21 protein-coding genes are annotated in these 22,625 nt (G+C 45.9%); 10 read left to right on the top strand and 11 right to left on the bottom strand.

Translation table 11 applies throughout. The features are described from left to right. The first annotated feature begins 39 nt into the window (after positions 1-39). The 6 genes from rocF to glmM all read left to right on the top strand — a co-directional run bounded on the left by rocF (position 40) and on the right by glmM (position 6,231). Positions 40-945, top strand: a complete 906-nt coding sequence (gene rocF / locus ACSW3C_RS07000) for an arginase (RefSeq protein ID WP_486561742.1) — start codon at positions 40-42, stop codon at positions 943-945. Between the two features lie 300 nt (positions 946-1,245). Beyond that, positions 1,246-1,809, top strand: a complete 564-nt coding sequence (sigW, locus tag ACSW3C_RS06995; protein WP_207959096.1) for an RNA polymerase sigma factor SigW — start codon at positions 1,246-1,248, stop codon at positions 1,807-1,809. Positions 1,810-1,822: 13 nt separating this feature from the next. Then, the gene (locus ACSW3C_RS06990) at positions 1,823-2,470 is read left to right on the top strand and encodes an anti-sigma factor family protein (protein WP_486561741.1); all 648 of its coding nucleotides are present in this window, start codon (positions 1,823-1,825) and stop codon (positions 2,468-2,470) included. 238 nt (positions 2,471-2,708) lie between these two features. Then, positions 2,709-3,545: a diadenylate cyclase CdaA gene (gene cdaA, locus ACSW3C_RS06985; protein WP_486561740.1), complete on the top strand. Its 837-nt coding sequence runs from the start codon at positions 2,709-2,711 to the stop codon at positions 3,543-3,545. Then, positions 3,538-4,839: a CdaR family protein gene (locus tag ACSW3C_RS06980; RefSeq protein ID WP_486561739.1), complete on the top strand. Its 1,302-nt coding sequence runs from the start codon at positions 3,538-3,540 to the stop codon at positions 4,837-4,839. The genes cdaA and ACSW3C_RS06980 overlap by 8 nt, the downstream gene beginning before the upstream one ends. Positions 4,840-4,878: 39 nt before the next feature. Beyond that, positions 4,879-6,231: a phosphoglucosamine mutase gene (gene glmM / locus ACSW3C_RS06975; RefSeq protein WP_486561738.1), complete on the top strand. Its 1,353-nt coding sequence runs from the start codon at positions 4,879-4,881 to the stop codon at positions 6,229-6,231. Between the two features lie 82 nt (positions 6,232-6,313). Here glmM and pstA read toward each other — a convergent pair whose 3' ends face one another. The 5 genes from pstA to ACSW3C_RS06950 all read right to left on the bottom strand — a co-directional run bounded on the left by pstA (position 6,314) and on the right by ACSW3C_RS06950 (position 11,193). After that, positions 6,314-7,198, bottom strand: coding sequence for a phosphate ABC transporter permease PstA (gene pstA, locus ACSW3C_RS06970; RefSeq protein WP_486561737.1), 885 nt, complete (start codon positions 7,196-7,198; stop codon positions 6,314-6,316). Position 7,199: 1 nt separating this feature from the next. Continuing rightward, positions 7,200-8,150, bottom strand: a complete 951-nt coding sequence (pstC, locus tag ACSW3C_RS06965; protein WP_486561736.1) for a phosphate ABC transporter permease subunit PstC — start codon at positions 8,148-8,150, stop codon at positions 7,200-7,202. A 74-nt stretch (positions 8,151-8,224) separates the two neighbouring features. Beyond that, the gene (locus ACSW3C_RS06960) at positions 8,225-9,235 is read right to left on the bottom strand and encodes a PstS family phosphate ABC transporter substrate-binding protein (protein WP_486561735.1); all 1,011 of its coding nucleotides are present in this window, start codon (positions 9,233-9,235) and stop codon (positions 8,225-8,227) included. 236 nt (positions 9,236-9,471) lie between these two features. Beyond that, on the bottom strand, positions 9,472-10,287 hold the full coding sequence (gene pstB / locus ACSW3C_RS06955; protein WP_486561734.1) for a phosphate ABC transporter ATP-binding protein PstB: 816 nt from the start codon (positions 10,285-10,287) through the stop codon (positions 9,472-9,474). A 465-nt stretch (positions 10,288-10,752) separates the two neighbouring features. Next, positions 10,753-11,193, bottom strand: a complete 441-nt coding sequence (locus ACSW3C_RS06950; RefSeq protein WP_486561733.1) for a YtoQ family protein — start codon at positions 11,191-11,193, stop codon at positions 10,753-10,755. Positions 11,194-11,299: 106 nt separating this feature from the next. Between ACSW3C_RS06950 and ACSW3C_RS06945 the strand changes: the two genes are divergently transcribed. Beyond that, the gene (locus tag ACSW3C_RS06945; protein ID WP_486561732.1) at positions 11,300-12,871 is read left to right on the top strand and encodes an amidohydrolase; all 1,572 of its coding nucleotides are present in this window, start codon (positions 11,300-11,302) and stop codon (positions 12,869-12,871) included. Between the two features lie 46 nt (positions 12,872-12,917). Here the strand turns inward: ACSW3C_RS06945 and ACSW3C_RS06940 are convergent, their stop codons facing one another. The 5 genes from ACSW3C_RS06940 to ACSW3C_RS06920 all read right to left on the bottom strand — a co-directional run bounded on the left by ACSW3C_RS06940 (position 12,918) and on the right by ACSW3C_RS06920 (position 19,034). Further along, a complete protein-coding gene (locus ACSW3C_RS06940) occupies positions 12,918-15,572 on the bottom strand; it encodes an MMPL family transporter (RefSeq protein ID WP_486561731.1) in 2,655 nt (884 codons plus the stop codon). Positions 15,573-15,574: 2 nt separating this feature from the next. Continuing rightward, entirely contained in the window at positions 15,575-16,021 is a 447-nt protein-coding gene (locus ACSW3C_RS06935; RefSeq protein WP_486561730.1) for a MarR family winged helix-turn-helix transcriptional regulator, read from the bottom strand. 214 nt (positions 16,022-16,235) lie between these two features. Next, positions 16,236-17,816, bottom strand: coding sequence for a DUF4179 domain-containing protein (locus ACSW3C_RS06930; RefSeq protein ID WP_486561729.1), 1,581 nt, complete (start codon positions 17,814-17,816; stop codon positions 16,236-16,238). After that, complete coding sequence (locus ACSW3C_RS06925) at positions 17,794-18,360, bottom strand: RNA polymerase sigma factor (RefSeq protein WP_486561728.1); 567 nt, start codon at positions 18,358-18,360, stop codon at positions 17,794-17,796. Before ACSW3C_RS06925 ends, ACSW3C_RS06930 begins: the two co-directional genes overlap by 23 nt. Positions 18,361-18,410: 50 nt before the next feature. After that, a complete protein-coding gene (locus tag ACSW3C_RS06920) occupies positions 18,411-19,034 on the bottom strand; it encodes a hypothetical protein (RefSeq protein WP_486561727.1) in 624 nt (207 codons plus the stop codon). Positions 19,035-19,148: 114 nt separating this feature from the next. Between ACSW3C_RS06920 and ACSW3C_RS06915 the strand changes: the two genes are divergently transcribed. Together ACSW3C_RS06915 and ACSW3C_RS06910 are read left to right on the top strand one after the other, a co-directional pair. Further along, entirely contained in the window at positions 19,149-19,769 is a 621-nt protein-coding gene (locus ACSW3C_RS06915) for a class I SAM-dependent methyltransferase (RefSeq protein ID WP_486561726.1), read from the top strand. After that, positions 19,753-19,947 carry a YwbE family protein gene (locus tag ACSW3C_RS06910; protein WP_486561725.1) on the top strand — a complete coding sequence of 65 codons (195 nt, stop codon included), beginning with the start codon at positions 19,753-19,755 and terminating at the stop codon, positions 19,945-19,947. The genes ACSW3C_RS06915 and ACSW3C_RS06910 overlap by 17 nt, the downstream gene beginning before the upstream one ends. 47 nt (positions 19,948-19,994) lie before the next feature. On the opposite strand, the gene ACSW3C_RS06905 is transcribed toward ACSW3C_RS06910, so the two are convergent. Then, positions 19,995-21,320: a uracil-xanthine permease family protein gene (locus ACSW3C_RS06905; protein ID WP_486561724.1), complete on the bottom strand. Its 1,326-nt coding sequence runs from the start codon at positions 21,318-21,320 to the stop codon at positions 19,995-19,997. Between the two features lie 233 nt (positions 21,321-21,553). Here ACSW3C_RS06905 and ACSW3C_RS06900 point away from each other — a divergent pair, with 233 nt between their 5' ends. Beyond that, on the top strand, positions 21,554-22,528 hold the full coding sequence (locus ACSW3C_RS06900) for a Rieske 2Fe-2S domain-containing protein (protein WP_486561723.1): 975 nt from the start codon (positions 21,554-21,556) through the stop codon (positions 22,526-22,528). The last annotated feature ends 97 nt before the right edge of the window (positions 22,529-22,625 follow it).

Genomic DNA, 22,625 nt, shown 5'->3' with positions numbered 1-22,625 from the left:
GGTCTTACAATGTTGTTATGTAGAAAGGGAGGATTTTAGATGAAGCACCTTAACATATCAATCATTGGCGTACCGTTAGATTTAGGGCAGAATAGAAGAGGAGTCGATATGGGGCCTAGTGCTATGCGTTATGCTAATGCGGTTGGCCGGCTGGAGGCTATTGGGCATGAAGTGAAAGACGAAGGCGATGTGCAAGTGAGCGCAGTAGAAAAAAAGGAACCAGTGGACGAGCGTTTAAAAAACTTGGATGAAGTAATTCAAGCGAATACAGAACTTGCTTCCCGAGTGTCGCAAGTATTGAAAAATGGCCGTTTTCCACTTGTATTTGGCGGAGATCACAGTATTGCCATCGGTACGATCGCTGGCCTGGCAGATGCATTTAACAACCTTGGTGTGATTTGGTACGATGCTCATGCAGATATGAATACAGCCGAAACGTCCCCATCAGGCAATATTCATGGCATGCCGCTCGCTGTTAATATGGGGCTTGGCCATGAACGTCTCATCAATCTCCATCGGGAAGGCCAAAAAGTGAAGCCGGAAAATATCGTAATCATCGGGGCGCGCTCTGTAGACCCTGGCGAACGGAAACTCATCAAAGAGTTAGGCATTAAGGTGTTCACGATGCATGAGATTGATAAATTCGGCATGACAGCTGTTATGGAGGAAGCCATCGCATACTTGCAATCCCGTGAAGTGGATGGTGTCCACCTATCATTGGATCTGGACGGTTTGGATCCACTTTACACACCAGGCGTAGGTACTCCGGTGCCAGGCGGCATTAGCTATCGAGAAAGCCATCTTGCAATGGAGATGCTGGAGGATTCCGGGATGATCACTTCCGCTGAATTCGTGGAAGTCAATCCGATCCTCGACGAAAAGAACAAAACAGCTGAAGTGGCTGTTGCTTTAATGGGATCCCTTTTCGGAGAAAAATTGATTTAATAACTGAACCCGCCTCTTTTGGCGGGTTTTTTGCATAGCCGGCTTGCAGTGTGATAAAATGCATGGAAATGCGGTTGGTACATATTGGCTACAGTGGTGGGTTAATCTAGGGAATGCGACTAATTAGCTGTGAGTCAAAAGAATTTCTGTTAGGTCTTGCTAGAAAAGTAGAATATATTCGATAAAAGGAAGAAAAAATCCTTCCTCTTTGCTAAAATAAAAGTATCGAAAAAAATGAAACCTGTTGATACCTTCATTCGTATAGAAGGCACAGCCGCATGGAGCGGAGGATGAAAGTCATTGGATGAATTGGTCAATAAACGAATAAATGAAGTGTTAAAAGGCAACCATGAAGCATTCGAAGAGATCGTCACCATGTTTCAGCATCGGCTTTACCAGGTCTGCTATCGGATGCTCGGCAATCGCCAGGAAGCGGAGGATATTGCCCAGGAAGCCTTTGTACGCGCATACGTGAACATCCATACGTATGATCAAAAGAGAAAGTTCTCAACTTGGCTGTTTCGTATCGCAACTAACTTGTGCATCGATCGAATCCGGAAAAAAAAGCCAGATTATTATCTGGATGCAGAAGTACCTGGAACGGAAGGGCTCAATATGTACTCACAAATTGCGGCCTCCGGTGATTTGCCGGAAGAAGAAGTGGAGAAGATGGAGACACAGGAACGTATCCAATACGAAATTGGCAGACTTCCTGATAAATATCGTTCTGTCATTATACTTCGTTATATGGAAGAGCTGCCGTTGCAAGAGATCAGTGATATTTTAGAATTGCCGCTAGGGACCGTTAAGACCCGCGTACATCGCGGAAGGGAAGCACTTCGGAAACAGATGGGTAATATGTAGGAGGGAAAAAAGGATGAATACGTGTCGTGAGTCAATGATCCACTATATGCACGCGTATTTAGACGGAGATATCAGTCGGGATGAAGAGCGTGAACTGAAAGAGCATTTAGCGGTGTGTCCATCATGTAAAGAGATGATGGATGAGCTGCAGTCCGCTGTTTCTTTTCTGCAATTTGCCGAGCCTGTTAAAGCGCCTGAGGGTTTTGTTTCAGGTGTCATGGACCGTCTGCCGAAAGAGAAGCCAAAGGCCGGTATTCATCGTTTGCTCCGCAGGCACCCGTTAATTGCGGCGGCAGCCATGTTTATCATACTAATGAGCGCCACACTCTTTTCGAGCTATAACAATCAGCAATTCTCGGTAACGAAACAACCGAACCTTGTAATTGAAGGCGAGACCGTTGTCGTTCCAGCAGGGGAGACCGTCAAAGGGGATATCGTTGTGAAAAACGGCAATATCCGGATTGAAGGTGAGGTTGACGGAAATGTGACTGTTATCAATGGATCTAAATATATGGCTTCCACTGCCATTGTCACAGGGAAGAGTGAAGAAATTGACAAAGCTTTCGATTGGCTCTGGTATAAAATCAAATCGACTGTGAAAGGTCTACTTCCAACTTCCGATAATGGCAAGGATGGAGATTCGCGTACCGATAACGAATAAGCGACCGGGGAGGCTCTTGGGCCCCTCCGATCGTTTTTTTTATTGCGGCTGCGGGAGCATGCTTAGTGGCAAAGCAGAGATGTCCAACTGGAAGGAATAGATGCAGAAATATATCCTTATCCTATTACTGCCTGGTGAGTGAATCTTACGCAACTGTAATCAATCTGTAAGGGGCGGCGTAACTATCTGTATGCTATAATAAAAAAATAAGAAATTGGAAATGAAGGTAGGGGAGCACATGCCTATTTGGGAATCATTAACGAATTCAAGTCCGGCTGAAATACTGAAAAACATTGTGGATGTGCTTCTTGTATGGTTCGTCTTCTATAAATTGTTCACTATCATACGAGGAACAAAGGCGGTCCAACTGCTGAAAGGGATTTTCGTCATCCTCATTGTCCGAATCCTTACGGAATTTCTAGGACTGGATACGCTAAGGTGGATGATGGAACAGGTACTCCGATTTGGATTTCTCGCTATTATCATTTTGTTCCAGCCTGAATTGCGTCGTGCACTTGAACAATTGGGAAGAGGCCGTCTATTCTCACGTTCAGCCTTGCAAGAGGCAGAAGAACGTGACCGCCTGATTGAAGCCTTCAGCAAGTCGGTGAGCTATATGGCGAAACGTAGAATTGGTGCACTCATTTCGATTGAACGGGAAACGGGATTAAGTGATTATATCGAGACAGGCATCCCGATGAATTCGAATGTATCGTCCGAGTTGCTCATCAATATTTTTATACCGAATACTCCGTTGCATGATGGCGCTGTCATTATCCAGAGAAATCGGATTGCGGCGGCTGCCTGCTATTTGCCGTTGTCTGAGAACCCTTTCATATCCAAGGAGTTAGGAACACGCCATCGGGCCGCGTTAGGTATCAGTGAAGTGACAGACGCAATCACGATTGTAGTTTCGGAGGAAACGGGAGCTGTCAGCATAACGGTCAACGGGGACATTAACCGGAACCTATCCATGGAGGAATTTGAGAACCAATTGCGGACTGTCTGGTTCGGACCGGAAATAGAACAGACAAATACTTCTTTCTGGAAATGGGGGAAGCGAAAAAATGGATAACTTGTTTGACCGCCCGTGGTTTCTTCGCTTCACAGCATTGGCTTTGGCTGTTTTCTTCTTTTTCACCGTCCAGGCAGAAGAGGAAAATAAATCGAGTACGATGATAGGTGATACCCTGGACATCCTTCGCGATGTCCCGGTGGAAGTGTATTATGATACTGAAAACCTAGTTGTGACTGGTGTGCCGGAAACAGTAGATATGAAGATAGAAGGTCCAGCCAATATCGTTCAATCGACAAAATTGTTGAGGGACTTTTCATTGAAAGTGGATTTGAGAGATCGGACAATTGGTGAGCATACAGTTAAAATCCAAACAGAAAACCTATCAGACAAGCTGAAAGTAACACTTGATCCCGCTATGGTCGATGTGAAAATTGAAGAAAAGATTACACAATCATTCCGGGTAGATCCAGAATTGAACGAGCGATTGCTTGCAGAGGATTATAATGTTGTTAAAATGGAAGTGGAGCCTTCGAGCATTGAAGTGACAGGTGCGAAAAGTGTCATTGAATCGATCAGTTTCGTTAAGGTTTCAGCCACAAAAGAAAAGGGAATTGATAAATCGTTTGAGCAAAAAGCAAGAGTGCGAGTGCTTGATCGAGAGCTTAATAAGTTAAATGTGACCATGTCCCCTGAGGAAGTGACCGTGAAAGTTCAAATAGAACAAAACCATAAAGAAGTTCCGATCGTATTAAAGCAGAAAGGGACCCCTGCGGATGGTATCACCATTAATTCCATAACGAGCGATGCCAAAGAAGTGAAACTGTACGGCTCTCGTGCTGCCCTGGAACCGATTAAGGAGCTGGCAGTCAATGTGGATGTGGCGGATATTAAAGAGTCGGGAACTTATGAGGTCACTTTGCCAAAGCCGAAAGGGGTCAAAAACGTTTCGTCTGAAAAGATAAAAGTGACGATTAATGTGACGAAAGAGGCAAATTCTGATGAATCGCCTCCGGAAGCTTCAGCCGAACCGGAAGCTGAACCAGAAACAGAAACGACCGTGCAAATGAAAGTAACGAAAAAATTTTCAAATGTACCTATAGAAATAAGAGGGCTTCAACCACAATATAAAAGCACATTCAGCAAACCCCTAAATGGGCTTGTCGATGTGACGGTAACTGCTGATCAGGATGTCATCAATTCACTAAAGACGTCCGATTTCAACCTCTTCATCGATACATCGAAAGTGAATGTGGAAGGGGAGCAGACGTTTCCCATACAGGCAGAAATGCCAGATGCCATTGCATGGAAGCTTTCTGATGAAGAAGTGACATTGGAAATCGTTTTAGCTTGATAAAAGACAGAATGCATAGCGTTGAAAGGGAGAATCATTATGACAAAGTATTTCGGAACCGATGGTGTTCGTGGGATTGCAAATAAAGAATTGACACCTGAACTGGCTTTTAAATTAGGCAGGCTGGGCGGATATGTACTGACCAAAGACTTGACCGAAAAAGCGCAAGTATTAGTCGGAAGAGATACCCGGATATCGGGCGAAATGCTGGAGAGTGCTCTTATCGCAGGTCTCATGTCGGCAGGAATCGAAGTCATGCGTCTGGGTGTTATCAGTACACCTGGGGTTGCATATTTAACCCGTGCGATGAACGCGCAGGCGGGTGTCATGATATCAGCTTCCCATAACCCGGTTGCCGACAACGGCATTAAGTTTTTTGGGGCGGATGGCTTCAAATTAACGGACGAGCAGGAAGAAGAAATCGAAGCGCTGCTGAACGATCAACAAGACCAGCTGCCACGCCCAATCGGAGCAGATGTTGGAACGGTAACGGATTACTTCGAAGGCGGCCATAAATATATACAATACTTGAAGCAGACGGTAGACGAGGATTTCACGGATATTCATGTGGCGCTTGATTGTGCACATGGAGCCACTTCGACTTTGGCTACTCATCTGTTTGCAGATCTGGACGCAGATTTATCCACCATGGGTGCATCACCAAATGGGTTGAATATTAATGACGGCGTCGGTTCCACTCATCCGGAAGGGTTAAGCAAGCTTGTCGTCGAAAAAAGCGCGGACATTGGCTTGGCGTTTGACGGGGACGGTGATCGCCTCATTGCGGTCGATGAATTGGGCCGAATTGTTGATGGTGACCAGATCATGTTCATCCTCGGCAGACACCTTCAATCGAAGGGGCGTCTGAAGTCGGATACGATTGTTTCCACTATCATGAGCAACCTAGGATTCTACAAGGCGTTAGACGTTCATGGAATGAAGAGTGTCAAAACGGCAGTAGGTGACCGTTATGTTGTAGAAGAGATGAAAAAAGGCAATTACAATTTGGGCGGGGAGCAATCCGGCCATATTGTTATGCTTGATTACAATACGACAGGTGATGGATTGCTGACCGCACTTCAGCTTGTCAATGTCATGAAGCGGACAGGCCGGAAACTATCGGAATTGGCGAGTGAGATGACAGTTTATCCACAGGAACTGATCAATGTTCGCGTGACAGACAAAAATGCCGTTACGGAAAACGAAACGGTGAAAAAGACGATTCAGGACGTGGAAGCCGAAATGGCAGGAAACGGCCGCGTGCTCGTAAGACCTTCAGGAACCGAACCGCTCGTTCGTGTCATGGTAGAAGCACCGGATCAGCACGACTGCTCCCGTTATGTACAACGAATTGCAGATGTGGTTCGTTCTGAAATGGGAACAGAAGAATAAGAGAAAAGCTGGAAGAACTCTGAGAGTTCTACCGGCTTTTTTTCTTGGAATAGAATGAAAAAAACCGTCGTTTGACGGTTTTTTAGTAGCTTTTTTGGAATTTATTCCGGATGATGATCGCGGAGGAATTGAGCACGAACAAGGTAATGAGCAAGACGATAATCGTGGCCGATGCCAGGTTTGCATATTCCGCTACGAGCGATGAATCGAGTGTCCAGTAGTAGATTTGCATCGGCAGGACCGTAAATCGATCAAGAATACCGCCCGGGAAAGGAATGAGTAAGGCGGGTATTCCAATGACGACTAGAGGGGCTGTTTCCCCGATTGCTCTAGATAGGGAAAGAATCGCACCTGTCAAAATACCAGGAAGGGCAGCCGGCAAAATAATCCGTTGAATCGTCTGCCATTTTGTGGCACCCAGGCCGTAGGAACCTTCGCTCATTTGGCTTGGAATGGCACGAATCGCTTCTTGGCTTGCCACAATAACAATTGGCAAGATCAGTAATGCCATTGTAAGTCCGCCTGCAAGTACGACACTTCCTAAATCGAGCAGCCGCACGAAGACGGTCAGTCCTAAAATACCGTACACGATAGAGGGAACCCCTGCCAGATTGGCGATGTTCGTTTGAATTAAACCGACCAGGCGGCCTTTCTTTGCATACATTTCCAAGAAGATGGCTGTGCCTACCCCGAGAAACATTGTAACAGGGGCAACGACAAGCATGAGCCAAAACGTTCCGAGAATGGCACCCATAATACCGGCACGTTCTGGTTGAGTCGAAAGTTTACCGGTAAGGAATTGCCAATTGATAAATTGAATCCCTTGAGAGAACACTTGATAAAACAAAACGGCGAGTACGCCTAATCCGAAAAAAGCGGATAGCATGAAGAGAAGCTTGGCGAATTTATTCGCTCCAATCCGGTATTTCATCTTTTTCATCATCACTGTTTGATTGCTAAGTTGCATATTAATATTCCTCCCTGAATTTCCTTGAGACATAGCGAGCTAACAAGTTCATAAGAAGGGTAAATGCGAATAGTGTCATGGCGACAGCATACAAACTGTAGTACACAGTCGATCCGGCAGGTGCGTCGCCGCCTGTCACTTCTACGATATAAGCAGTCATTGTCTGCATGGATTGAGTCACGTCAAATGTGAAGTTCTTCGTGCTGCCGCTTGCGATTGTCACGATCATCGTTTCCCCGATAGCGCGTGAAATCCCTAAAACAAAAGAGGCGATAATGCCGGATAGAGCTGCTGGAATAACAACTTTTCTTGTCACTTCTAGCTTAGTGGAACCCAATCCCAAGGCGCCCTCCCGCATGCTTTGCGGTACGGAACTCATGGCATCCTCTGAAAGGGAAGCAATCATCGGGATGATCATGACACCCATAACAATGCCGGGACTTAATATATTTGTTGATTCTAATGAAGGAATCAAGTTCTTTAATACGGGCGTGACAAAGGTGAAAGCAAAGAAACCGTAAACGATGGTCGGAATGCCTGCGAGCAGTTCCAGCATCGGTTTAAGAACTTTCCGTACACGGGCCGATGCATATTCGCTTAAATAAATTGCCGCCATTAATCCGATTGGCGCCGCCACCAGCATGGCGATAAGAGATGAAATAACCGTACCTGTTAAAAGGGGGAGCACGCCGAACTCAGGATTTTGACTGAGCGGTTTTAAGACGGTTCCTGTAAAAAAGTCCGCAATCGGAACCCGTTTGAAAAATTCAACGGTCTCAGATAATAGGGTGAACACAATGCCGATTGTCGTAATAACGGAGACCGATGCAATTAAAAATAGAACGACAGGAATCCCCTTTTCGACCTTGCGTTTGATGTGCTGGGTTTTGCGGTTATGATCAATTACTTCACGGATGCTAACATCTTTTTTAGAGAAACCGCCATTTACCATAATGATAGTACTCCTTCCAAATTGCTGTTTTGATAAGAAATGAGAGCTGATAGCAGCTCTCATTCTTGAATCGATTATTTTAGGCCTTCAAGGAAGCTTACATTGTCTTTCACTTCAGCTTCCGGAATCGGTGCAAATCCGGTTTCTCCGGCAAACTGGTTGATGTTATTCATGACATAGATGGCATAATCCAAGACTTGTGGCTTTTCTTTCGCATGGTTCACGTTCAAGTACGTGAATACAGGACGTGTGAAGTCTGCGTAATCGCCATCTTCTGCAATCGTTTCAAGAGCCGGCTCGACAGGTCCATTGCCAAAGTCAACGTTCACTGCTTGCAATTTATCCTTGTTATTGACGTAGTAGCCAAAACCGAAGAACGCAATACCGTTCTTATCTTCTGATACTAGTTTTACAAGTGTCGAATACTCTTGTTGCAAGTTTACAGAGCTGTTCATATCTTGTTTGTCCAAAATCTTTTCATAGAAGAACTCATAGGTTCCGTGGTTTTCATTTGGTCCCATTGCATTGATTTTCTCATCCGGCCATTCTGGATTGATATCAGACCATTTTTCTACGCCGCCATCAGCAAGGAAAATGCTGATCAGCTGCTCAGGCGTCATTTCCTTCGCCCAGTCATTGTCTTTATTAATAACGAATGTCAAACCGTCTAATGCCACTTTCAATTCTTTCACTTCGATGCCAAGCTTCTCTGCTTCTGCCGCTTCTTCGTCTTTGATTTGGCGAGATGCGTCATTGAAGTCCGTTCCATTATTTACAAGGAATTTCTTGAAGCCTGCGCTCGTTCCCGCGCGGCTGACTTCTACCGAAACGCCTTCTTGTTCGTTTGTCATATATTCTTCAGCAATGCGTGCCATTAGCGGATATACAGTACCCGATCCGTCAATCACAACACTTCCTTCAAGTGTTGCCGCTTTTTCCTGATCCTCTTTGCCTGTGGCCTCTGCTGAGGAGTTGTTGTCAGATGAGGAGCTGTCTTCCTCTTTTTCTTTGTCTGTTCCGCATGCCGCCATGATGACAGCAAATGCAGCAATGATCATGAATAAAAGAACTTTGTTGATCTTCATTCGAATTGTCCTCCCTAAATGGCTTTTATCTTAAAGGCATCGCCTTCAATTCATAGTATAGGGGCCGTTTGTAAAGCGAGTATGGGAAACTTGTAAAGGTTTCGTAAAGGGTTTGAGGAGGTGATAAATTCGCAAACACCAGTATAGAAGTATTACAGCGGAAGCAGTTTTCACTAGGGTATTCTTTCTAGAAACGCCATTAAAAAAAGCATCCGCTGATTCGCGGATGCTGTGGTTTAGCCGAAACGGCCGTTAATATAGTCATCAGTCAGCTTGTCTGATGGGTTTGTAAAAATGGTTGAGGTTCGATCACACTCAATGATTTCTCCGTTCAGGAAGAAAGCAGTGCGATCAGAAATGCGGGCAGCTTGCTGCATGTTGTGCGTAACAATAGCAATAGTTACATCGTTCTTGATAGATTTGATCAGTTCTTCAATTTTATGAGTCGAAACTGGATCCAAAGCAGATGTCGGTTCGTCCATAAGAATTACTTCAGGATCGACGGCAAGGCACCGTGCGATACAAAGCCGCTGCTGCTGGCCGCCTGATAACCCGTATGCACTTTTATGAAGGCGATCCTTCACTTCATCCCACAAAGCCGCCTTTTTCAAGCTGTCTTCTACAATCATATCGAGCATCGCTTTGTTTCGGATTCCATGAACGCGAGGGCCGAATGCGACATTCTCATAGATGGATTTAGGAAAAGGATTAGGCTTCTGGAACACCATGCCCACTTTCGCGCGAAGCAGCTCAACAGGCATCGCATTGCCCAGAATATTATTCCCTTTGAATGTGACACTGCCGGAAATATTCACATCTGCCACGATTTCCACCATACGATTCAACGTCTTTAAATAAGTGGACTTCCCGCAACCGGACGGCCCAATAATAGCAGTGACTTCTTTTTCATTTATATACATCTCTATATTTTTCAAGGCGTGTGATGTGCCATACCATAAATTCAAACCATGCGTTTCATAAATCGGTTTCTTCCAGGTCTCGTTGTTCACGACACTGAATGGCGCTTCTTTAATCCGTTCTTTAACTACCATTTTTGAATGGCCTCCCATATTATTGAGGTTTGTTTACTCATTGTACCCGCGGATTGTTGAGCTTGTATGAAGGGATTGTTAAGAGTTTGTAAATGGTGTGTATTTTAGGGTGGTGGAACTGGATGGAGGAGTGGGAAGGTGGGGAGTGATGGTAAAAGGGAGAGTCGGTGGTGAAGGTGGCTAGGTCGGTGGTAAAGGGTTGAGAGTCGGTGGTAAAGGCGGCTAGGTCGGTGGTAAAGTGGCTCAGGTCGGTGGTAAAAGGGAGAATCGGTGGTAAAGTGGCTCAGGTCGGTGGTAATAGGTTGAGAGTCGGTGGTAAAGTGGGGCAGGTCGGTGGTAAAAGGTTGAGAGTCGGTGGTAAAGGTGTCCAAGCCGGTGGTAAATGAATTTCGATTAACCCCTCGCTCTAAATAAATTGAAGGAGGCCCGGTAACTCAATGCCAGGCCTCCTTTGCCAGCTGGGAATCAATCAAAAATATAATGCAATGCCTTAACGGCTTGATCGACAGTTTCCACTGTCACATGGGCTTTGCGGGAAAGCCCCTTCAACGGATGGTGCAATTTTTCTGGACGGACTAAAATGAGTGGCTTGCCTTGAGCGATGGCGCTGCTGGCGTCCATGGCGGTGTTCCATTGTTTGTATTGTTCGCCGAAAAGGGCGATGACGAGGTCGGCCTTTTTCAATAGGATTTCGGTCCGCAGGTTGTTGAAGCTGGATGCGGCGGCGTCTTTGAAGACAGCGTCAGGCTGTTTACCGAGGATTTCTTCACCTATGTTGTCCGAGCGGTCGTGATCTTCCATCGGTCCGACGAAGTCGATGGGGAGTTGGAGTGTCATCACTTTCTGTTTGATTTCTTCCCGCCAGGATGTGTGGATTTCTCCTGCCAAGTACACGGTAATTCGCATGATACGATCCCTCCCAAATATGATGCTTTCATTATAGCACTGGTCTAAAAGGATTGCCGGATGTTGCATGAAAGTTTAGAATAAAAGGAGAAGAGGGGGATCCGAAATGAAGACTATTTGGCATAATGGAACGCTGTACACAATGAATCAAGAAGGCGAAACCGTGGAAGCATTGCTGACGGAAAATGGAAAGATTACAGCAGTCGGCACGTATGACGAACTGGCGCCGCAAGCGGATGCTGAAGTGGATCTCCAAGGAGCCGTGCTATATCCAGGCTTCATTGACAATCATATGCATATGATCGGACACGGGGAGAGGCTGCTCCGGCTGGATTTATCGAAAGCGACTTCCGCAGATGACATGCTGGATCTATTGAACAATGCCTACCCTGATATACAAGAGGATGAATGGTTCATTGGCGAAGGTTGGAATGAAAACAATTTTGCCGACCGCCGGATTTTGACGCGGCAGGAATTGGATGAAGTGACAAGCTCGCCGATGGTCTTGAAAAGAACGTGCAGACATGCGGCGCTTGCCAATTCCAAAGCGCTTGCGTTAGCTGGAATTACGAAAGATACACCAGACCCGGTGGATGGAGTAATTGAGCGTGATGCAAATGGGGAGCCGACTGGTTTCTTGAAGGAAGGCCCGATGGACCGGCTGCTTCGTTTAGTGCCGGAGCCGACGGAGCAGTCTTTAACAAAGGCGCTTGAGAAGTCGGTGGATGACCTCCATTCTTTAGGAATCACGGGAGCGGTTACGGATGACTTAGGGTATTACGGAGACTATAGAAATCCGCTAAACGCATTCAAAAATGTCATCGGAAATGACAAGAAGAAATTCAGAGCGCATTTGTTGCGCCGTTCTACTGTGTTTGAACTATTGATGAAGGATGAAGCGGCATATGATGAGCCATGGATTCATCCGGGTGAAATGAAGTTTTTCGTCGATGGCGCATTGGGAGGCAGTACCGCTTTGCTAAGTAAACCTTATGCGGATGACCCTTCAAATTCTGGAACGGCAGTGCTGACAGATGAAGAAATTGATGCTCATGTGGCATTGGCTAGGGCATACGGGGAAGCAGTTGCCATTCATTTAATCGGGGATGCGGCTGTGGATAAAGCGCTTGATGCAATCGAAAAGCATCCAGTTCCAGAAGGGAAACGCGACCGGCTTATTCACGTCAATGTACTCCGTGATGACTTGGTGGAACGTATGAAGAAGCTGCCTGTCGTTCTCGATATCCAGCCGGTATTCGTTTCTTCGGACTTTCCATGGGTCATGGAACGGCTCGGCGAAGACCGTTTGGATTGGGCCTATGCATGGAAGCGGCTGCTTGAGGAAGGTTTTATTTGTGGGGCGGGATCGGACGCACCGATTGAAGAAGTCGATCCATTGCTTGGCATCTACGCGGCTATATCTCGCAAGAAACCGGGCGCTGCGCATGAAGGCTACTTGATGAAGGAGGCATTGACTCCTTTTGAAGCGGTTGGTTTATTCACAACAGGCAGTGCGGCGACGATTGGGAAGTCCGAATCACGCGGAAAGCTTGCACCAGAATTTGATGCTGACTTCACAGTATTGAATGCAGACCTGTTCTCTATTCCGACAGAAGACATCCCGAATGCGGATGTCGCCATGACGGTCGTGGCCGGTGACATCGTATATAAAAAATGAAAGAAGCACCCGATCGCATAAGGATCGGGTGCTTTTAAGTTCTTTATTACCCTCGATACGGCCACCAGACGCCGCGTCCGAACGACACCGTAATAGCTGGAATGAACAATGGCAAGATAATCAAACCATACAGCAATAAGCCGGTGATGACGATCGTTGCAATCTGCACAAGGCTGAGTACGCCGGACGGCATCATCGCGCCAAATGTTCCCGCCAAAATGACGGCCGCCGTAATGATGACCGTTCCCATTTTAGCCATGGAAGTAATCAAAGCATCGCGAACATTTTTACCATTAATGCTTTCTTCCCGGAACCGGTCGAGCAGGAAGATCGAATAGTCCACGCCGAGCGCAATCAACATGATGAACCCGAAGAATGGCACGGCCCAGCTGATGCCGTCATAGCCAAGGCCGTTCACGAAAATCAGCTCCGTAATGGAGACGGATGTATAATACGTCAGCAGGAGCGAGCCAATCATATAGGCCGGCATGATGGCAGAACGGAAGAGAATGAACAAGACGACAAACAGACCAACGAGCATAATGGTTACGGTTCGGGTAAAGTCTTTCGTCGAAATATCGTTCAAGTCTGCGTTCATGACTGAGATTCCGCTTAGTGCAACTTCCGCTTTTTCAAAAGGTGTTCCGATGACAGAACGCTCCATCGTTTCTTTTATATCATGAACAGTCGAAATAGCTTCCCTTGAATACGGATCCTGCTCTAAAATGACTTCAAGAATGATCCCGGTTTTATTGTCAATCGTATAGCGGTCTAATACTTGTTTAAAGTCTTTATTATCGAGCGTTCCTTCAGGAATGAACAAGCCGGTATCCCGGACGCTCTTGGAATCACCCATATCATGAAGCATGGCAGATAAATCCGAAAGACCTGAATGGATTTCACCGAGGCCTCCATTTGCAGCTTCGACCCCTTTGGCTAGCTCCGTCAATCCGCCTGAAAGAGATCCGATTTGTCCAGTTGAGCCATCCAGCTGGTTGGCGGCGCCATACAAACTGTTGCTTATTTTTTTCAGTTCGCCGCTCATTGCTTTCAATCCACCGGCTGCTTGTTCGGCTGGCATACCTTTTTCCAGCCCGCCTGCAATTTGACCAAGCTGTTCATTTATTTTCCCGATGCCGCCCGCAGCTTGACGCAATCCAGCACCGCCTGAAGAGGCAGCTGATCCGGCAGGCAATTGGCCTGTTACTTCATTCAAGCCACCTTGTACTTGCTTGAGTCCTTTTTGTACCTCCGCTAGACCACCAACGGCATCATCCAACCCATCTGCCATCAATGTAATTTGATGATCTACGTACAAATCTTCAAGCAATTCGCCAGTCGGCCGTGTAATCGTCCTGACACTTTTAACCCCATCCACTTTCTCGAGATCTTTACTGATGGATTCAAGATACGTGACATCTTTTTCATTCACAATCGGTTCATTCTTTTTCAAAATGACTTGGACAGGCAATGAATCGCCTTCTCCGAATGCTTCCGATATCCGGTTCAACCCCATGACCGACTCCTTGCTGTCATCGATTTCATCAACTGTGTTGAAGGAAAGATCGTTATCATACGTCAGCAATAATGGAATCGAGATGATCGCCACAATGAGCATCGATAGAAGGGGGCGGGAAACCGACACTTTACTGAATGCAATCCAGATTTTACTGTCTTTATGGGAGGCGGCCCCTTTGGATGGCCAGAACAATTTATCCTTTAATAAAACCATAAACAACGGAACGACTGTGTACAAGATGACAAGCAATACGGCGATACCGACGGCTACCGCGACAGCCGATTTGAATATCGGGAAATCAGCAAAACCGATTGCCGCAAAACCGATAAAGACGGCAGTCGCGCTGATGAATAATGTACGGCCGGCTGTTTTATACGTATTAAGAATGGACTCCTCCACTTCATGGCCCGCGAGCAACTCTTCCTTATAGCGACTGAGCAGGAGGATGCAGTAGTCAGTGCCAAGGCCAAATAAAATGGCCACTAAGAAAATTTGGGTATAGTTCGAAACGGGAAAGCCGAACCAATCAATAAAGAAGGCCACAAGTGATTGACTAAGCAAGTAGGAAATCCCGACCGCCAGCAAGGGAACAAATGGTGTCACGATAGAGCGGAACACAATGAGCAACAGGCCGAAAATGAGGATGACCGTAATCAATTCCGTCTTTTTTAAGCCTTCCTGTGCACTGACATTCACGTCATTGTTTATAATGGCTTCGCCCGTTAGATAGACAGTTTCGTCTTTCGGCAAGATGTCAGAATGGATTTTATCCGCCAGATCAATGATTTCTTCATGGGAACCATCTACTGTGACGGGGACGAGAATGGTCTTCATGTCTTCAGATACAAGCTGTGCTTCCAGTTCTTCGTTTTCAAAAGGATTTAGAACAGCCTTGACTGGTTTGCCGAGGGATTCTATTTTCTTGGCAACAGCAGAGACATCTTGCCTGCGTGCATCATCGACTGGTGTATCAAGAGCGTAAACTAGTGATATCGTTTCTTCGGAAGCGCCAGCCTTCTCCAGAATGTCAGCGGCTTTTTGCGAATCCGCTGTATCTGGCAACTGAAATGAGCCTGCATTTTCCGCTTGCTTGGCAAGATCGGGAGATAGAATGAAAAGCGCTGTAGTAAGCGCAAGTAAACCGATAAAAATCGGCCACTTGAATTTTAAAACGAGTTTCATAGTCACATTCCTCTCATCTGTAAAATATCTTTTAGTTTACGGAACGTTTTTACGAACGTATCTAGTTCCTCTTCATTGATATGGCCGTTAAATAACTCAACGACACTTTCGTACACTGCGTCATTCGATTGTCGGAGAATCTCGGCTCCCAACGGAGTCAGTTCTATTACCTTTGTACGCTGGTCGTTGGGATTCTTGGAGGAAGTGACTAATCCTTTTTCCTCTAGTCTCCTCAAGCGAATAGAAACAGCACTCTTATGAACCCCTTGGATTTCAGCTAGCTTTCCATTTGAAAGCGGTCCTTGGGTCGAAAGAATTTTAAGCACTTGAATCTGTTCAGGTGAATATTCTTTCCAAATATCAATATCGACAGATTTCATGACTTGCTCGGAACCGTAAATCATAACTTCTTCGAATAGATCAATGGCTTCTTTCAATTTCTCTTTCAATATAGTAGACCCCCTCAACTAATAAATATAGTTTAGGGGGTCTACTACTATTCGTCAATCTTCCAACATGGCGGTTATCGCAAGAAAAGTGAACGGGTTGCGGCAGAGTGGGGCTTTTATTGATTGTGGCAATTTAGTGACAGCCGTTCATCCAATAGAAGCAAATAGAAAAGACTGCTGCAAAGCCATCTGGCAAGCAGCAGTCTATCGCGTATTACTCTTTTTCAGTCAACGGGACTTTCCATTGTTTTTCAACTGGATAATAGCTTCGTTTTGTAACGAGGTAAAGAGTCAATTCCTCCGGTACTTCCTGCAACCCTTCTAACACCAAATCCAACTCTGCCTTATGGCGTCCGTTTTTATCTTTTTCATCGAAAATGGAACCATTGAAGTTACCTGTGTAGCTATTTCCTTGATCGTCTACAGCAATCCAGCTGCCGAAATCATCATTTAGCGATTCCATGCCGCCTTCCATTTTGATCACAACAGAGTTATCTTTGCTGAAAAGGGGCTTTTTCACGCTTTTAATTGTTAAATGGCTTCCTTTATAGCTGAAGGAAACAGGATCTTTTTTAATGTCTTTCGGTTTAAATGCAAGAGTAAGATCGGTCGGCTCCGTTTTATAGACACCATCCAATACAAAGGTCAGTTGTTCTTCGCCTTTAGGTACGAAGGAATCAATCCAAGCGGTGCCTCCTGTGATGTCAATATCCTCGCCGCTTCCTCGCAGCAAACCGGTTTCCTCTCTTGTGGAACGGCCGGCATAGTAGATAACGTCACCTTTCGCATTTTCAATATGATAGGCAATCGAGGTGTTATTTCCGAAGACAAGCGAATCAATGCTATCTTTACCGAACATATCCTCAAACTTGCGTTTTGCCTCTTCGGACTTCTTGCGTTCCTCTTTCGTGAAAACAGTCTCGTACGATAATTCGATTGAAGAAGGTGCGATCTGCAGCTTTTTTAGATCGATTTGGACACCGTGATAGACCCCAGTGGCATTCTTTAAATCCGTCTTCTTTGTCAGTTTGCGGTTCTCATGCAAATCGACAGGGACTTCTAGTTGCCAGTTGCCCTTTATTCCATTAAGTTCATCGAGATTAAAACGAACCGTTATGCGTTCCACGTCGCCATGACTACGTAAGGAGAATTCAATGTTGCCGTAATCGCTTCCTTCTTGCCAGCCAGTACCCCATTCTTCCAGTGGCTGGCCATTTTGATCTGTTGCAGTAACCATATTGCCCGACTCATAAAAACGTAAATCGGTATCCATTGGTTTGCCGTCTTTATTCAACACTTTGTATGAAAGCGAGACTCTGGACGAATCCGCAATGACGTCTTCTACAACAAACGTCAGCCCCTGATCCTCGGTTTGTAAATTTACTCGCTGAGCCAAACCTGCATCCGCTGCTATTTTTAATCCGTTGTCGACTTGGTCAGTGGAGAACAAGCCGCCGATGAATTGAGCAAAGCTAGGATTAAGACTTGCACCGATGGCGACAGCTAATAGAAGTCCGGCAGCTACCGCAGAAACCTGTTTCCAAGCGCTGAATCGGCGCTTTGTTACGGGTTGTTCGTAAGGCTCTACTTGATCTAATACCATGTCTGCGAAGTGATCAGGCAACACCGGTGTCTTCAAAGTCTCTTCCAGGAAGGCCTGTTCTTCTTGGTAAGCAGAAACAACAGTTTGACAGGATCTGCATGTCTCTACATGTCTCTTGATTTCTGCATGCTCCTCGCTTGGCAGCAAGAAATCAACATATTGTGAAAGTTTATCCCCCGTTGGACAATTCATGAAAATAACCTCCTTCACGTTTCACGGTGTCTCTCATCTTTTTCTTTGCCCGATGCAGTTTATTCCGAACGGTAGACAAAGGCACGCCCATTAGTTCAGAAATCTCTTCGTAACTGATTTCGTTTACATAGCGGAGAAGAATGATGAGTCGTTCGTCTTCCGGCAAAGTGGAGATCAGTCGCTCCAATTGACGGCTTTTCTCTTTTTTCAAAAACACGATTTCAGGATGATTTGGGTTGATGATCGCTTCTTCTTCCAATTGCACCTGCACAGTGGAATACCGCTTTTTTCGAAACTCATCCATGCAATGATTGATGGCCACCCGGTAGAGCCATCCGGAAAAAGCGCCGCCTCCATCATATTTGTGCAGATTGCGGTACACTTTAATAAAAGCATCTTGTACAAGATCTTGAGCGTCCTGCGGATTTTTAGTCATCCGCAAAATGGTCGCATACAATGGGTTTTTATATCGATTAATAATGTTAGCGAACGCTTGCTTATCGCCTGCCAACACTTGGCGTATCCAAAGCTGCTCTTCTTCCATGGTGACCTCCTTGCTTGAAACGGACATGCGCATGTCTTTATTTGTTTCATTCAGTATAACGGGTCGAGTGGTGAAAAAATTTCATTTCGGCGAAAAATAGTGTTTGAACGCCAGAAACCGTGGGTGAACGCTAGAAAGCACGGCTGAAAGCCAATTAATCGAAACGAACGCCAATAACTCTGGCTGAACGCCAATAACTCTGGCTGAACGCCAATAACTCTGGCTGAACGCCAATAACTCTGGCTGAACGCCAATAAACTGGAATGAACGCCAATAACTCTGGCTGAACGCCAATAAACTGGAATGAACGCCAATAACTCTGGCTGAACGCCAATAAACTGGAATGAACGCCAATAACTCCAGCTGAACGCCAATAAACTGGAATGAACGCCAATAACTCTGGCTGAACGCCAATAAACTGGAATGAACGCCAATAACTCTGGCTGAACGCCAATAACTCTGGCTGAATGCCAATAAACTGGAACGAACGCCAATAACTCTGGCTGAACGCCAATAAACTGGAATGAACGCCAATAACTCTGGCTGAACGCCAATAAACTGGAATGAACGCCAATAACTCCGGCTGAACGCCAATAAACCGAAACGAACGCCAATAACTCTGGCTGAACGCCAATAACTCTGGCCGAAAGCCAATAAACCGAAATGAACGCCAATAACTCCAGTCTAACGCCCCAAAAAACCTTACTAATCGTAGGAGTGAGGAAACCGTATCCAGTGGGCTTCCGTGCTACACTGAAAGAAATGCAGATGGAAGGGACGCATGATCGATGAATCCATGGCACGAACGTTTCGATACAGAGGAATATGTTTATGGAAAAGAGCCGAATCAGTTCGTCATCGAGGCGGCGAAGCAGATACCGAAAGGCAAAGTGCTATGCATCGCGGAAGGCGAGGGACGGAATGCCGTTTATTTGGCGACGCTTGGCTTTGATGTGACGGCATGGGATTATGCCGAGTCGGGTCTGGTAAAGACACAGAGATTAGCAACGGAAAAAGGAGTGGCTGTCAAGACGGAGCTGCATGATTTGTCTGATGTGGAGTGGGGATCCGAACAGTGGGATGCCATTGTTCACATCTTTGGCCATTTTCCTGGAAAAGTGATGAAACGAACAATAGAGGGAATTCAGCAATCGCTCCGACCGGGTGGCTCTTACATCAGTGAGCTCTACACGAAAGATCAACTGCGCTATGGAACAGGCGGGCCGCGTGACGAGGCATTGCTAGTTGATCCGGTACACTTTCTGCAAAGCTTTGAAGGCTTTTTCATTAAACATTTTCATATAGGAGAAGTATATCGAGAGGAAGGACAGCTCCACACAGGGAAAGCCCATGTGGTACAATGCATATTTAAAAAAGAGGGAGAGACGCCTAATGGACGGACGGAATAGAAGTGACGTGAAGCCCGGGTTGCGAGTGAATGTCATCTTAAAAAAGGATCAGCGGACTGGTACAAAAACGGAAGGTATCGTAAAAGATTTATTGACGAACTCCAGCTTTCATCCGCATGGCATTAAAGTACGCCTAGCTGATGGTCAAGTCGGCAGGGTATGTGATATTTTGGAATGAACGTAAGAAAAGAGTGCAGACACAATGCGTGTTTGCACTCTTTTTTCTTATTCAATTGATTGTGCTGTCTCCTTTTTAGCGACAGGAATAAGTAGGTTTAATAAAACCGTAGCCAGCGCGCCGACTGTGATGCCGGATGACAGGATATAGTTGGCCCAGTCCGGAACATTTGCCAATACTTCTTTCGGAAGTACCGTGACGGCAATTGTCAAAAGGATTGGAATGCCGATGACCATCATATTGCGGTCATCAATCACAATCGGTTGAATGACTTTCATGCCGTTCGTAACAATGGCTACACAGACAATACCGAAAATCCCGTTGATGACAGGTTCGGGAATGCATGTAATCGCAGTCGACAGTTTAGGAACTAGGCCAAGGCAGACGAGAATCCCTCCGCTGACCATGATGACGGTCCGGCTGGCAACGCCTGTAATCGCAAGAAGTCCGGCATTGGAAGAATAGCCAGTCATCGGTGTACTGCCGACGAGCGAACCAGCCAGACAGCCGAGCCCTTCTCCGAACGAAGCACGATTCAACCGCTTTTCGTCAAGCTCTTCTCCAGTTACGGTTGAGACGACGAACCAGGTGCCAGTCGTTTCAATCAAGATAATTAAATAGACGAAAATCATTGAGATGATAGCTCCTGTATTGAATACCGGTTTACCAAAAGGCAATAGCGATGGCAAGGAGAACCAGGCCGCATCCCGGACAGGTGAGAAATCAACGGTCCCCAGAATGCTTGCAGTAATGGTGCCGCCAACGATTGCAAGAATGACAGAGACCAAGCGGAAGAAGGTGCCAATGCCGCCAAGTCTCCGGCCGAGCAGCATACAAACAATTACAATGATAGCGGAAACAGAAGCTACGATAATATTCGTACCGATGCTGCCTTCCGCCAGAAAGATATTGTTCAGGCCAATTGGCATTAACGCAATTCCTACGATGATAATAACCGTTCCGCCAACGAGTGGGGGAATTGTTTTGCGGACCGCTTTCGCGAACCATTTCAAAGGATAGCCAAGTAGGGCGATAAAAATAGCGCCGGGAATCAAACTTCCTGCAATAGCGCCAAGTCCCAATTTACTGCCGATGGCCGCAATGGCGCCAACCGGAACATAGGACGGCCCTTGCACGACAGGGAGCTTGATGCCGGCACCCGTTTGAATTAATGTGGCAATGCCTGTTGCAAAGAAACACATTTGGATAAAGAAAGACGTATTTTCTACTGTTAAAGAAAGAAGTCCTGCAATGATGATCGGGGCGATATATAAGTCCATCGCAAGTACGTGCTGTAATCCGAGAACCAAGGCTTTTGGGGCGCTTACTTTTTCATTGACGCCAATAATAATGCCATCCGGTTTCTTTTCCATAGTTGCTAACCTCTCTTTTTGGCTTATTACGAACTTTTCAAGTGAATTATATAGTTTTTATTCGGTTTTGTATATAAAAAACGAACAAAAAAATATTGGTATTAAATATAGTTCGTGTTTAGGGTTGACGTGCTATAGAATTTTCCCGTACTATGTAGATAGATTGATTAACCGCAAAGGTCAAAAATACGTAAAGCAACCAAAGAGCGAAGCAGACAGAAGGAGCGATAAAAATGATAGATGATCAAGTAGTTCTCGAAGATTGGCTCGTTGCATGCCGGTCAGAAGACGTCAAGGAGTCGCCGATCCAAGTCGTATTAATGGGAGAACGTCTGGCGATTTTTCGCAATAGCAAAGGGGTTCACGCCTTCAAGGATCTTTGTATCCATAGAGGGGCAGCCCTCTCGCTAGGAGCAGTGAAAAATGACTGTCTCGTCTGTCCGTATCATGCATGGGAGTATGACGATGAAGGGGCGTGCGTCCATATTCCACAGCTTCCGGAAGGACGGGCAATTCCGAAAAAAGCGAAGGCCACTTCGTACGCATGCGTAGAAAAGTATGGATTGATCTGGGTGAACCTTGCGGGTAATGATCCTGAGCTGTTTGAATATAAGCCGATGAACGATGAAACCTACCATCATGTCATTTGGGGTCCTCAAGAAGTGGTTGCAAAGCCGCCGCGCATTATCGAGAACTTCCTCGATGTTGGCCATCTTGCGGTCGTTCATGTTGGAGCACTGGGTACAGAATCACACCGGGAAGTGCATGATTACAAGGTGCACAAGGAAGGAGACCGTATTTTCTCCGATGAAATCGCGATTTTCCAGCCGGATCCGGATGGCTCGGGTATCCCGAAATATGTGTACTACACCTATGAAATCCATCGACCTTTCACGGTCAGCTTTACGAAGAGAGACAAGGAGAACAATACGCTGATGACCATCCTGCTGACAGTTCGCCCGATCGACGAGGATCGTTCCATGGCGTATGGCATCCTGTCATTTAATTACGATACAGGTCTCAGTGATGAAGCATTGATTCAATTCCAGGATGAAATTTTCGCACAAGATAAGCCAGTCGTGGAAAATCAAAAACCTGAAGAATTGCCACTTGATCTCCAAGTAGAACTGTCGCTTGTCTGTGACCGCATGAGCATTGCCTATCGTCAGTATTTGAAAGAGCTCGGCGTGAAAATGGGAACTGCATAAGAAGGAAGAAGGCACCGGAGAAATCCGGTGTTTTTTTATTTTTCCAATAGATTTACTGTATACTAGTGCTTTAAGTGATTGTTAAACGGGGGATGGG

This window comes from Sporosarcina sp. AD_1, assembly GCF_057373025.1.
Note: the sequence above shows the minus strand (reverse complement) of the source record. Positions and strands in the feature narration are given on the sequence as shown.